This window comes from Candidatus Niyogibacteria bacterium CG10_big_fil_rev_8_21_14_0_10_46_36, assembly GCA_002772995.1.
Taxonomy (GTDB): domain Bacteria; phylum Patescibacteriota; class Minisyncoccia; order 1-14-0-10-42-19; family 1-14-0-10-42-19; genus 1-14-0-10-46-36.
Window position 1 is genome coordinate 15,832 of sequence record PFCO01000009.1, and the last position, 12,689, is coordinate 28,520.

The window sequence follows — 12,689 nt, forward strand, 5'->3', positions numbered from 1 at the left end:
AATTAAGCGTCTCCATCGGATTAAGCTGGGTTGCGGCCTGTCCTGACTGTATGGCCGCCGCAAGTGTTGTCTGGAATTGATTGCGCGCCTCGTCCGCCGGAATATCAGTGCGCGAAAGTATGTTGCTCATACGAATAAGGTCAACATCAACAAGAGAACGAAGGTACCGGTCCCGCTGATCAAGATTTATTGCACGCACAATGTCCTCGCGAGCAGCGTCTATGTCGCCGCTCTGGTTAAATTGCGCGAGCCCATTTCCGTAATAAATTGCCGCAACGTACTTCTGCCCCAAAAGATACACGCCCGCAATGCTTGCAACCGAAAGACACAGCAAGAGAAGCGCGGAAACAAACCCAATGCCTGCATTTTGGAACAAGGGAATGCGGTAGTCAGCAAGTGTTCCGCCGTGACTTGCTTGTGCCATAAAAAATCCAAGAAATAAAAAGAAGAACAGCACCAAGAAGTATCCCGGGGTATAAAAGATAAGACCCAAAAGCAGATACAGCACGCCCAAGAACGCGATAACAGAGAATTCATTTTCTTCTTCAGAAAAAGCAAACCGCACAACCGCGCGAAATCCGTAAAAAATAATCGCCCCAATGAGGAAAATGAGCGCCACTGCGCCCGCAAGCCCCAGTGTCGCAAGAAGCGTAGATAAAAAGCTCACGCCGGTAGTAAACCGCGCAGACCAAAATACAGTTTGATTTACCTCAAGTGGCTTGTACTGAAGCCAATCATACAAGAAGGTATTTGGGCCAGAACCAAGAACCAAGTTGCTTCCACGAAGCGTGTTTTGAATCACTGACCAACTTGCATCCCATGACGGGCGCACCTCAACCGCTTCTCCGCCGAATATTCCGCTTACCGACTGACCCAGCACAGGAGTTACCAGAAAGAACAACGCAATAAGAAGGAATATGAGCGGCTCCCAGTGCAGTGTTGCCTTCCTGCGCTTGAACGAATAGAGATACGCAAAGAGAATAACAGTAAATACCGCGTACAAAATCCACATCAACCTGAAGTTTACCGCGGCCATCATAACAAGCGCCGCCGCCGCAACAGCATAATAAAATATACTCACCCGCCTGTCTCCTCCTTCGCTATTCTTCGCAAGGAAAAGAAACAAAAACCCGAGAAAACTCCAGTAGAGTCCAAATGCGTTCCATGAGCCGATGGGATTTGCGCTCGGCGTACTGAACGAGCTCCCCCAGATAGAAATTCCCGCGAACATATGAACGAGCTGCAACACAAAAAGAATGAGTGACGACGCGCCAAGCACCATAAACAGCATTCGCGTTGCGCTTTTATCGCGGAATAAAAATGACATCATAAACGCCCCGAGGACAAACAACACCGACATGACAACCGTATCCGGTTCATGTCCAAGGCCGATAAACGAAATGTGTCCGCTTATAGAAAAAAGAGCGGAAATAAGATTGACTACAACATACGCGACGAGCGCAAGCGCAAGTCCGTGCTTTGGTATAGAAAACTCACCCTGCTGGATACGCCCGATAAGCCATGTAATGAACGCAAAGAGAACCAGAACAGAAAATAAAAATGATTTATTAAGCGCAATGGGGAAAATAGTAAGCGGAAGAGCCCACAACGGAAGCAGCCCAACAATAATGAACATAAACATCCGAGAAATATGATCCCACGAGAACGATTGCATAAAATTTCTGCGAAAACCGTCAAAATAACCCTCCGTATCTTGGGACATATTCTTTGCTGATGCCTGATACGACTTTTCTTCAAAAGATATGTGTATGTCTTCCATGGTAAAAAATAGGCTAATATAATAGTATGTATTTCATAGTATCAAAGACAAAACAAGAAAACAACAACGCGCCCTCCTTTCTTGTGTGCAAAAAAACATGTATAATAATAAACAATACGCATGACCAGGCATTATCTCACAATCAAACAAGCAGCTGATTTTATAGGGGTGAGCGCTCTCACTCTTCGGAATTGGGACAAGAAAGGAAAGCTCGCCGCATACCGCCACCCGGTAAACGGGTACCGTCTCTACCGAATGGCAGATCTTGAAAAATTCGTAAAAAGCATCTCTGGAAGACGTCCGCGCAAGCTCAATATCGTCATGCTTGAGGATGAAGAATGAACAACCTGTGGGAAACATGTGTATAGCAAGTGACTAACCCCGTATAAAGCAAGCGGGGCTTTATTTTTGCTCATTTTGGCTGACTTCCCTTATTTGCTTTGAGAAATTAACGACATTGGGCAAGTATTGACAAATGGCTAAAATTTGGTATAATACACCTATATTTTATGAATAATCTAAACACAAAATCAATGAAAACCATTAATTTAAGCCATTTTTTGAGCGTATGCGCTTTCTTGGTAGTCCTTACAATCCCCTTTGGCACATACGCGGAGAATCTCGAAGTGACGATTTCTGCGTCTCCTCAAACTATAGATAAAGGAGATCAGTCTACATTGAGCTGGAACTCGGAAGGAGCCGTAGAATGTAAGATTATCGGTAAGGGCATTATGGCAAACGGCGGGTCACCAAAGTCTTCGTATGTCGGCCTTGGTTCAGGAATCATTCCGGTAGAACCTGAAAAAACGACTACGTACTCAATCTCTTGCAAGGGAAAAGATAACACCTTCACGCCGGCACAAGGACAAGTAACGGTTACCGTTGAAGGAACTAACGATTCTGCAGACGGAAGCGAAGGTTCTTCCGGCTCATCTTCCGATGAGGAAGACTTTAACTTTACCGCGGGATGCGTTGTGAATCCTGAACGCGCGCGCAGGGGTGAACTCGTAACATTTACGGCGACATCGGTTGGGGGCGAAGGAACGCTCCACTATCAGTGGTCAGGAGATGTTGTAGGTGGCGGACAAAAGATATTTGATACATTCACAAGCTCCGGAACAAAAACAGCAACGCTTACCGTAACAGATTCACGCGATATAAAAGTAGTAACCGCATGTAATGTATTTATTGAGCCGAGCACTGATGTTTCTGGAACAACCGGAACAACTGGCGGTACGGGAACGCAGACATCACCCACAGGATCTTCGGGCCAAACAGCGGCCGGAGGAGGAACCACGCAAACACAAACACCGGGAGATACAGGAAATGGAGACACCCAAACCGACACCAGCCAAGTAGCGGCAGCAAGCGAAGGAGGTGGCGGAACGCTCTTCCTTGTCTTACTTGTTTCGATTGTAGTAAATATGGCGGCTCTCTTCTACTTCTTTGTATACGCCAAGAAAAAGAAAGAAGAAAAAGCCCTCATGGAAGAAGAGGCGAGACTCGCAGACGGTATGGCAACCGCATAATGTACTCATAAAAAACAAACCCCGTAATAATTACGGGGTTTGTTTTTTATACGCGCGCATGAATGAGCGCCTCTATGCCGGGCAGCGTATGCTCAGCGAGAAAATCGAGCATTGCTCCGCCTCCGGTAGATACAAAACTGAACGAATTGAGCATTTTTTTCTGATTCAAAAATGCAATAGTATCTCCTCCTCCCGTAATAACCGTGCGTTTTCCGTTTGCGAAAAAAGAGACGAGTTCTTCGGTGCTTTCCACATACCCTTTTTCTGTATACCCCAATGGGCCATTCCATAAAATAAACTTGCTCTTTCCGACAAGAGCCTCTGCCTTTTCCATCGTCTTCGGGCCAAGGTCATAAATGATGTCCTGCGATTCCATGTCTGCAAGAAGGATTGTTTTTCTCCGCTTATTCCGCTCCACCACCACATCTTCGGGTAAAAGAATTTTTTTTGAACGAGCGAGCTTTTCAATTATCTTTTTTTCTGCTGTTTCAATAACAGACGCCCCCACTGCAATGCCCTGCGCAGCAAGAATTGTGTTTGCAATAGCGCCCCCCACAACAACAGCATCTGCCTTATACAAAAATCGCGAAAGCAGCGTAAGCTTAACGGGTTTTCTTCCTCCCAACACCAACAGGAAGGGATGGGAAGGACGAAACACCCGGCTTAATTGTCGGACTTCTTCCCGGAACAAGGGCCCCGCGTAACTCGGCAAAAATCGCGGGATGCCAACTATAGACGCATGCGCCCGATGCGAAGCACTAAATGCTTCATTAATAAACACATCGCCGAATGAGGCGAGCTCCTCTGCAAATTGTATGCTATTCTTTTTCTCTCGCGGATCTTTGCGGACATTCTCAAGCAATAATATGTCTCCTGGACCCATAGACTCTATTTTTTTGTTCACATGCTCCACGTCAAGATCACGGGAAAAGATAAGCTGGCGCATGCCATGCATGCGAAGATATGTAGCAATAGGAAGCAATGTTGGCGTGCCCCCATTCTCATCTTCCATGTGAGACAGCAAAATAATCTTATGACGGCATTCTCGGAGCGCCTTAATAGTGGGGAGCGTTTTTTGTATACGCATGTCATCTTGGACATGCCCCTTTTTTACCGGAACATTAAAATCAACGCGCATAAGCACGCGTTTTTCACGAAGCCGTGACGGAAGTAACGATAAGCGTTTTGGCATATTACAGTGTCGACGCCTCTTTGGTTATATGAATAAATTCTTGCGCGCGCAGCGAAGCGCCTCCCACTAACAGTCCGTCGACTCCTTCAACAGACAGAAACGAAGCGGCATTTTTTGATGATACCGATCCGCCATACAGTACCTGCATTGCATGCGCCGCTTTTTTACCGAAAAGATCAAGCAATATCCGTCGTATATACAATGTCATCTCGTATAAATCCTCGGGAGATACGGGGCTGCCCGTACCTATAGCCCATATCGGCTCATAGGCAATAATAATTTTTTTTGAGTGTCCGCGGGACACCTTTTTAAGTCCTGCAAGTATCTGGTGTTTTACAAGCTGGAGAAACCGCTCCTTGCTTCTGTCCCGTTCACCCACGCACAAGACAACAGACAACCCGCTTTTAAGTGCGCGTTTTATTTTTTCATTTATCTCCGTGTCGGTCTCATGAAAATGCATTCGGCGCTCTGAATGGCCGAGAATAACATACGAAACACCAACGGAGGAAAGCATGGGAGCTGACACCTCTCCCGTAAACGGACCTTCGTCCTTCACGGATGCATTCTGCGCGCCTAAGCGAGACGAGCGGAGCGCCTTTCCCACATCCCGGAGATACGCTGTGGGGGGTGCTATAACGGTCCGTACCCGCCGCAGCCTTGAAACGCCCCGCTCAATATCCCGGGCGAGACGGACTGCCTTTTTTACCGTATGAGGATTTGATTTCCAATTTGCGATAATAATTTTCATAATTATGTGCGCTGTTTTTTTCTAAGATGCGACCAGAAAAAATATATAATACCCAAAATCAATACTACAACAATAGCAATATCAAACTGATGCGTATATGTCCGTATACTTTCCCATCGCTCCCCAAGCGCAAATCCTATCCATGTAAGCAGTAACGACCATAACAAAGAACCAATCGTTGTATATATGCTGAATTTCCATATGTTCATTTTCCCTAATCCTATAGGAAAAGAAATGTATGTGCGAACAACGGGAAGCATACGCCCGAAAAATGCGGCAAATGAACCGTATCGGAAAAACCAGCGCTCAGCACTTGCTAAATGCTCTTCTGATAAAAGAACATACCTGCCATAGCGCGATATAACAGGACGTCCTCCATAGTACGCTATCCAATACAACACCAGGGAACCGACAAGATTACCCGCCGTCCCCGCCGCAACAACCAGTATAAAATTAAAATCACCCCGAGAAACTAAAAATCCAGAAAATGGCATAGTGACCTCCGACGGAATAGGAATCGCGGCAGACTCAAGCGCCATCAAAAAAAATATTCCCGTATAACCGGATGTATCTATAACCCAAAGAGCAAACGAGCTAATCATTTCTAAGAGCGTATATATCATACGATACTATGCTTTTACGCGGCGCAGCCGCTCTGCCGCTTCTTCGGGAGGAATAGCAACCACCTGAATACCTGTCCCTAATTCAACCCCCGCCCATCTAGCGATGCGGGGAAGAATCTCTACATGCCAGTGATAATGATTCATGCCATCTGTCTTCGCGGGAGCAGTATGAATAAAAAAGTTATAATCGGGATCATTCAATGCTACCTTGATCTTGCGAAGAGCCGTCCGTAACGCATCGGCAAGATAAACACGGTCGGCCTTGCTGATGCGTTCAAAGTGCGCATCGTGCAATTTCGGGAAAACGCGAACTTCATATGATACGCGTGAAGCAAACGGAGCAACTACTATAAACTTTTTATTTTCATAAATGATGCGTGTCTTTTTTTTCATTTCAAATGCCAATTCGTCACAATGTGCACATACGCCATGCTTTTGGAAATATTGTTTTGAGCCCAATAAACTCCGCCGGACATCCGGAGGAATAATCGGAAGTGCTATAAGCTGAGAATGCGGATGCGTTAATGACGCGCCTGCAGTTTCGCCGTGGTTATGGAATACAAGAATATATTCAATACACGGTTCACTTTCAATGCTTACCGTACGCTCTTGATACGCATGCAAAACGACTTCCACCTCCTCCGGCGTCATATCAGCAATTGCGCGCTTATGATCGCGCGTAATGATAACCTCATGAAATCCGATTCCTTCACGAACAAGATACGGTCCGGCTGGCTCATCTGTGGGACATACATGGTGGGGCGCTAACGCAGGGTACTTATTCGGAACAACCTGTAAAAACCAACTATCCACATTCTCTGATGCCGCCATCCGGGGATGCGGATACCAAAGTACCGGCTGTTCTTTGCCGTGCGGGCGTTCAAACGGACACGAACTTTTCGGGGAGGATTTTCGTTTTTTGTGCGCACTCTTTTTTTCTGCGGCACCCGGACGATTTCTCCGGCCAGCAACAACTAATATCCACTCGCCCGAAATAATATCCTTCCGGAACTCTGACACTTTTTTGTACGCGTGCTTATGATCTTGGCTCTTCATAATCTTCTTTCTTTTTATATGCGCCTCTTCGCACATTCCAGCCGATGACAACCGTTTCCCATAATACTTTTATATATGAAAAAAGGTTCACCTTCGTATTCGGATCATTTATCCAATGCGCAGGGATAATGCCTATGCGATATCCAAAAAGACGTGACATCGCAAGCACCTCAATATCAAAACCAAATCCCGTTATCTTCATCTGCGAAAAAATCTGTTCCGCCGCAAAATTACGGAATGCCTTAAAGCCGCACTGCGTATCCCAAATACCACGCACCGCAACTATCTGAATAAATATATTCCCCATATCTCCCAAAAGACGCTTATGGAACGGCTGGGCGACTGCCTGTGTCGCCCCCTCCGCATCACGCTCTTCACGGGAACAAATAACAACTTCATATCCGTCGTCAAACAGAGGCCGCATTTTTTCAAAATGAGAAATATCTGTCGCGTTGTCAGCATCCATAAAAAGCCGTATCTTGCCTGAGGCTGCAAGCATGCCGACACGGACCGAGTCCCCCTTCCCGCGATTCACCGGCACATTAATAACATTGAGATGGGGAACATCTTTTTTCATAGACTCAACAACCCCCACCGTATTATCCGTTGACTTGCTCGAAACAACGATAATTTCGTAGTTGTAGCTTTTCTGCTTTAAGTAATCGGCAGTCTCCCGAAGTGTTTTTGGTAAACGTTTTTCTTCGTTGTATGCCGGGATAATAATAGAAAGATACACGTCTTTTTTTATTAAAAGCGATTTGGGCACAAAGGAAGGTTTTGGGCGTGTAAGCGTAACTCCGTCCATGATAATATTATACTTCAGGAATATCTTTTATGTCTTTCCCCGTCTTTTGGTTCCGCCTGTCCAAAAAACTTTGGAGTATCAGTGCTGCAGCAGATGCATCGGTCTTGTGGGGAGGCGCAGCGCCCGACGATTGCACTGCCCGCGAGGTAAAACTTTCGTTCTCAAAATGAATAGGCAAATTAAAAAACTCCTTAAGATGCAAAACGAACTCGCGGACATGCCTGCTCATGTCGCTCTCATCCCCCTCAAGAGTCAAGGGAAGGCCAATGACTATCTCCGCGATTGTTTCTTTTGCAAGAATATCAGCAATGACGTCTTTGATGCCAGGCCATGCGCTCGGGTACACCCCCTTTGGGAAGGCAACCTTATGCCCTTCATCAGAGAGCGCTAGGCCTGCTTTTCGCAGGCCATAATCTATGCCTAAGATACGTGACATTGCTTTATTGTAACACACCGCAACAAAAAAACCCGCTCTGCGGGTTTTTATTCTATAGTAAGAATTTCATATCCGTCCTCTGTAACGAGAACAGTATGTTCAAAATGCGCTGCGCGCGAACCGTCTTTTGTGCTGATAGTCCATCCGTCCGGATGAGTGATGATATCTTCTCCATTTTCAGTAATCATGGGTTCGATTGCTATTACCATACCCGCCTCCAACCGATCCCCGGTCCCCGCTTTCCCAAAATTAGGAATTTGTGGGTCTTCATGAAGCGAATAGCCAACGCCATGCCCCACTAATTCCCTGATAATGCCATACTTGAAAGGCGTTATGTGCATTTCTATCGCAGAACCGATGTCGCCGACATGTCCGCCCCCATGGATTGCTTCTATCCCCTTCATAAGTGCCTGCTCAGTCGCCTGAAGAAGCTTTTTTGCGGCAGCATCTCCCGCTCCTACAATGACGCTTTTTGCCATATCGGCAATAAGCCCGCCATATACAAGACCCATATCAACGCTTACAATGTCTCCTTCACTGAATATTTTTTCCTTTGTCGGTATGCCATGCACAATCTCATCATTTATTGATACGCAGATGGCAGCAGGGAATGGAGAGCTATCTCCCGCATACCCCTTGAACGCGGGGATCCCTCCAGTGCGTTTCATTTCTTCTTCGGCTATGCTATCAAGCTCTTGCGCTGACATTCCCGAATTGATTGAAGAAAGCACATGCGTCATAACATGTGCTAATTTGTTTCCGCATGCGCGAAGAACGGCTATGTCTTTTTCTGATTTTACACTCATAGGCCGATGGCTTTCTTTAAGTCTTTGTGTATCTGTTGCGGGTCGCGGGGGTTACCGTCGAGCTCAATAAGTGCATTCTTGCTTTCGGTGCGGAAATATTCAATCGCAGGCCCCACCTCTCTTTCAAACCAACTCAATCGCTTTGCAATCGTCTCGTCGTTATCATCAGCACGTCCGCGCTCTTTGAGGCGCCTGCCTGCTTCATCCGAAGCAACATTCAAATATACCGGGTACACCCGTGTGATGCCATAAAATGAAAAAGCGTCATCCAAAAATTGCGACTCCATGCGCGTTCGCGGAGAGCTGCTTAAAATAATATGCTGACCCTCTTCCAGGTCAGCTATAAAACTCTGGCCCCACGCCCACACCGCAAGAAAGTCCGGCGCTTTTGCGCCTACATCCATAACTTTTTCCTTTATTTCGCGTGCAGTATATGTGCCAAGCCGCATAGCATTACGGAGCTTTTCTCCCGTATATATATATAACACCTTTCCAGATGTCTCAAGCGCTTTTTGCAGAAGATCCGCTTGCGTATCCTTCCCGGAACCGGGAAGACCCATAAACATAACTGCGATAGCGTCTGTGTGTTTGCTCTGCATAATATCTCCCCTTTAGTATACTATCAAAAAACTATTTTTGCTTTTCTTAATATTCCCGCATTACGAGCTGGGAGTCAATTTGTTTTATAGTTTCAAGCACCACCGATACGACAATCAGAAGACCCGTGCCGCCAATGGTGAGCGCAACAATACCCGTTGCGATTTGCATAAGCACCGGCAATACAGCAATAAGACCGAGAAAGATGGCGCCGAAAAGCGTTATGCGATTAATAATCTTATAGAGAAACGCTGCCGTAGGCGCGCCCGGACGGATTCCCGGGATAAACGCTCCTTGTTTTTGAAGATTTGTCGCAATGGATTCCGGATCGAATGTTACCGCAGTATAAAAATAGGTAAACGCGAACACGAATAAGAAATACAGCGCCGCATATATCCATGTCGTATTCAAGAACGCAAGAAACACATTTGAAAGATTTTGGATAAGCGCATTTTGGGAACCCGCAAGAAAGTTAACGATCATTTGCGGAAACAATAAGATAGAGAGCGCGAAAATGATAGGAATAACTCCTGCCTGGTTCACGCGAATCGGCAAATATGTAGACACTCCTCCGTATACACGCATACCGCGGATGCGCTTCGCATACGAAACAGGAATTGGCCGCTGGCCTTCAGTGATAAATACAGTGCCCGCGACAATAATAACCGCAACAACAATAAATCCGATTACGAGGGGAATCTGGGAAGGGTCAAATGTAAAAATAATCTGGCTCGCAGCGCTTGGGATGCCTGCAACGATACCCGCAAAAATGAGAATGGAGATACCGTTTCCTATTCCCTTCTCGGTAATAAGTTCTCCGAGCCACATCAAAAGGACCGATGCAGCGATCACAATAGTAACATTAAACAAAAGGCCGAATATACTTAATTCCCCCAATATGCCCTGCCTGCCCAATAAAGACAAAAGGCCGAACGCCTGAACAGCGGCCAACGGGACGGTAAGCAGGCGGGAATACTGATTGAATTTCTGGCGTCCCGCTTCTCCTTCTTCCTGATACATTTCTTTCAGGCTTGGAAATATCATGGTCAAAAGCTGCATGATAATGGATGCCGTAATATACGGTGCTACTCCAAGCATCATAACCGAAAGATTATCAAGCGTGCCTCCGGAAAAAATGTTCAACAAACCAAAAAACTGGTTTCCCGCAAAAAATTCCTGAAGACGCGCTGCATCAACTCCGGGAATAGGAATCGCAGCCCCTACGCGAAATAACGCAAGAATAAACAAGACAAACAGTATTTTGCCTCGCAAATCAGCATCCTTTGCGATAAGTTTGAATTTTTGAAACCACATGAACATTATGTTTCACTCCGAACTACTTTCCCTCCCGCTTTTTCTATCTGCGCTTTTGCACCTTTTGATATCTGACAATCTTTTACCAATAGCTTTTTTGTTATTTTCCCTGAACCAAGTAATTTTACTGTCGGGAATATATTGCCACGCACCTTAACAAGCCCACGGGATGCTAAAAGCTTCGGTGTTACTGTTTCTCCATCCTTCATGTTCTTTTCAAGCATCCCTAAAGATACTTCGGCTGTTTCTTTTTGAATGCTCTTCATGCGATACCCGCGCTTTTTCGGAAGCTTTTTAATAATATCACGAAATTCCGGGCGAAGTTTTCGTCCTGCGCGCGCCTTCTGCCCCTTAAGTCCGCGGCCCGAATAGGTGCCGCGCTTTCCGCCGCGCCCAACGCGTTTCTTCGTTTTTCGTTTTGGTGCTGTAAGAGTATGAAATTGCATAATATTTATTTCTTGTTCAGCTGCTCAAGCGCCTTAATGGCTGCACGTGCGTTATTTATCTTATTTTTTGTGCGAGAAAATAATTTTGCCGTTGCGTTTTGCACGCCCGCAAAATCAAGAACCGTTCGCACTGCTGAGCCTGCAACAAGGCCGCTCCCACCGGGCGCACGGCGAATAAGCACATGCGCGCTTGCGAATTTCGCTTCAACGTCATGCGGAACAGAGTGATCCTTAGTAAGCGGAACGAGGATAGCGTTTTTCTTTGCATTCCGGAATGCTTTATCCATAGCAAGCGCCGTATCGGCGCCCTTCCCGACGCCAATTCCCACCTTCCCCTTACGGTTTCCGGCAATAATTGCCGCGCGGAAGCTAAACCGCCGTCCTCCGGCTTCTACGCGGGCAACACGGCGAAGATCAACCATCTTTTGTTCAAATTCGGGTGGTTCGCGGAACTGCCTCCGTTCGCCCCGTCTTTGATTTTTATAGGTTTTTAGAGCCATAAATAGTATTTTCCCATAGTAGTGGAACAGCCGGGAAAAATCAATACTAAAACATAAAAAACGGCTCAAAAAGAGCCGTTTCTGCTGTACGTTAAAAGAACAGTAATTTCATCAAAATAAAGCCTGCGCCAAAGGTGGCATATTTCGGGTCGCGTTCAATGGTTAGCTTTTTAATATGCGGGGTGCTTTTCCAGATAGAATGAACTACCCTGTCCCCCTTCACAACAAATGTGAAAGAGGCGTCCCATCCTTCGGTTTCTGTTATGACCTTCAGCCGCGAATAATGAAGGATAAAATTACCCTTTCCGCGTAATGTTATGTCCTTGCGCCTTATTTCGTAACCGTAACACTTGCCCGGGATTGTTTCATCCAAACACTCAAGTATACCATTCGGAACATATTTTAAACCCTGCTCGGAAGAAAAGACATTCGCAGGGAGGAAGATATTCTGGATATCAACATGAGACAGCTTCGTGCAGTTTTGCGCTGTATCGGGATCAAATCCGTTTTTTCTAAGGTCATCGATAGTAGTAACACCGTTATGAATAGTGCCATAAAATTCCTTTATCTGATTATGGGATTCCCAGTTACCGTCTTCTATTTCCTGCTTTACCGGCATCATCCTTCCTGCGCATCCAAAACTCATAAGTACGCATATGCTTAACACACACAACACTACTGTCCGTATCATCATAATATGTCACCTCTTTCCCCGTGCATTCACGCGGCATATTGTAAAAAACCGTTTCCTAGCACAATATCACATTCTTCCCACATGGTCGATATAACGAAATATGTTACGCCATACTTATTTTAAAAATCAAATTATTAGACATCGCGCAACAAAACGGGGTATT

At 45.9% G+C, this 12,689-nt stretch carries 14 protein-coding genes; 2 read left to right on the forward strand and 12 right to left on the reverse strand.

All coding sequences use genetic code 11. From position 1 onward, the window contains the following. Positions 1 to 1,900 precede the first annotated feature (1,900 nt). Both COU47_03785 and COU47_03790 read left to right on the forward strand, forming a co-directional pair. Positions 1,901 to 2,122, forward strand: a complete 222-nt coding sequence (locus tag COU47_03785; GenBank protein PIR69197.1) for a MerR family DNA-binding transcriptional regulator — start codon at positions 1,901 to 1,903, stop codon at positions 2,120 to 2,122. Between the two features lie 191 nt (positions 2,123 to 2,313). Further along, complete coding sequence (locus COU47_03790) at positions 2,314 to 3,309, forward strand: hypothetical protein (GenBank protein PIR69198.1); 996 nt, start codon at positions 2,314 to 2,316, stop codon at positions 3,307 to 3,309. 46 nt (positions 3,310 to 3,355) lie between these two features. Here the strand turns inward: COU47_03790 and pgk are convergent, their stop codons facing one another. The 12 genes from pgk to COU47_03850 all read right to left on the reverse strand — a co-directional run bounded on the left by pgk (position 3,356) and on the right by COU47_03850 (position 12,451). Continuing rightward, on the reverse strand, positions 3,356 to 4,501 hold the full coding sequence (gene pgk / locus COU47_03795) for a phosphoglycerate kinase (protein ID PIR69199.1): 1,146 nt from the start codon (positions 4,499 to 4,501) through the stop codon (positions 3,356 to 3,358). Position 4,502: 1 nt separating this feature from the next. Continuing rightward, the gene (locus COU47_03800; protein ID PIR69200.1) at positions 4,503 to 5,249 is read right to left on the reverse strand and encodes a triose-phosphate isomerase; all 747 of its coding nucleotides are present in this window, start codon (positions 5,247 to 5,249) and stop codon (positions 4,503 to 4,505) included. 2 nt (positions 5,250 to 5,251) lie between these two features. Beyond that, on the reverse strand, positions 5,252 to 5,851 hold the full coding sequence (locus COU47_03805; protein PIR69317.1) for a hypothetical protein: 600 nt from the start codon (positions 5,849 to 5,851) through the stop codon (positions 5,252 to 5,254). Between the two features lie 27 nt (positions 5,852 to 5,878). Beyond that, complete coding sequence (locus tag COU47_03810) at positions 5,879 to 6,964, reverse strand: galactose-1-phosphate uridylyltransferase (protein PIR69201.1); 1,086 nt, start codon at positions 6,962 to 6,964, stop codon at positions 5,879 to 5,881. After that, complete coding sequence (locus COU47_03815; protein PIR69318.1) at positions 6,909 to 7,664, reverse strand: hypothetical protein; 756 nt, start codon at positions 7,662 to 7,664, stop codon at positions 6,909 to 6,911. The genes COU47_03810 and COU47_03815 overlap by 56 nt, the downstream gene beginning before the upstream one ends. A 76-nt stretch (positions 7,665 to 7,740) precedes the next feature. Continuing rightward, positions 7,741 to 8,169 carry a Holliday junction resolvase RuvX gene (locus COU47_03820; GenBank protein PIR69202.1) on the reverse strand — a complete coding sequence of 143 codons (429 nt, stop codon included), beginning with the start codon at positions 8,167 to 8,169 and terminating at the stop codon, positions 7,741 to 7,743. A gap of 47 nt (positions 8,170 to 8,216) precedes the next feature. Then, positions 8,217 to 8,975, reverse strand: a complete 759-nt coding sequence (gene map / locus COU47_03825) for a type I methionyl aminopeptidase (GenBank protein PIR69203.1) — start codon at positions 8,973 to 8,975, stop codon at positions 8,217 to 8,219. Beyond that, the gene (locus COU47_03830) at positions 8,972 to 9,574 is read right to left on the reverse strand and encodes a hypothetical protein (protein ID PIR69204.1); all 603 of its coding nucleotides are present in this window, start codon (positions 9,572 to 9,574) and stop codon (positions 8,972 to 8,974) included. The genes map and COU47_03830 overlap by 4 nt, the downstream gene beginning before the upstream one ends. Positions 9,575 to 9,620: 46 nt before the next feature. Next, positions 9,621 to 10,892: a preprotein translocase subunit SecY gene (locus COU47_03835; GenBank protein PIR69205.1), complete on the reverse strand. Its 1,272-nt coding sequence runs from the start codon at positions 10,890 to 10,892 to the stop codon at positions 9,621 to 9,623. Then, positions 10,892 to 11,332, reverse strand: coding sequence for a 50S ribosomal protein L15 (rplO, locus tag COU47_03840; protein ID PIR69206.1), 441 nt, complete (start codon positions 11,330 to 11,332; stop codon positions 10,892 to 10,894). The genes COU47_03835 and rplO overlap by 1 nt, the downstream gene beginning before the upstream one ends. Positions 11,333 to 11,337: 5 nt before the next feature. Beyond that, on the reverse strand, positions 11,338 to 11,832 hold the full coding sequence (locus tag COU47_03845) for a 30S ribosomal protein S5 (GenBank protein ID PIR69207.1): 495 nt from the start codon (positions 11,830 to 11,832) through the stop codon (positions 11,338 to 11,340). 91 nt (positions 11,833 to 11,923) lie between these two features. Next, positions 11,924 to 12,451 (reverse strand): hypothetical protein, encoded by a 528-nt coding sequence (locus tag COU47_03850; protein ID PIR69208.1) that lies wholly within the window; start codon positions 12,449 to 12,451, stop codon positions 11,924 to 11,926. Between the last annotated feature and the right edge of the window lie 238 nt (positions 12,452 to 12,689).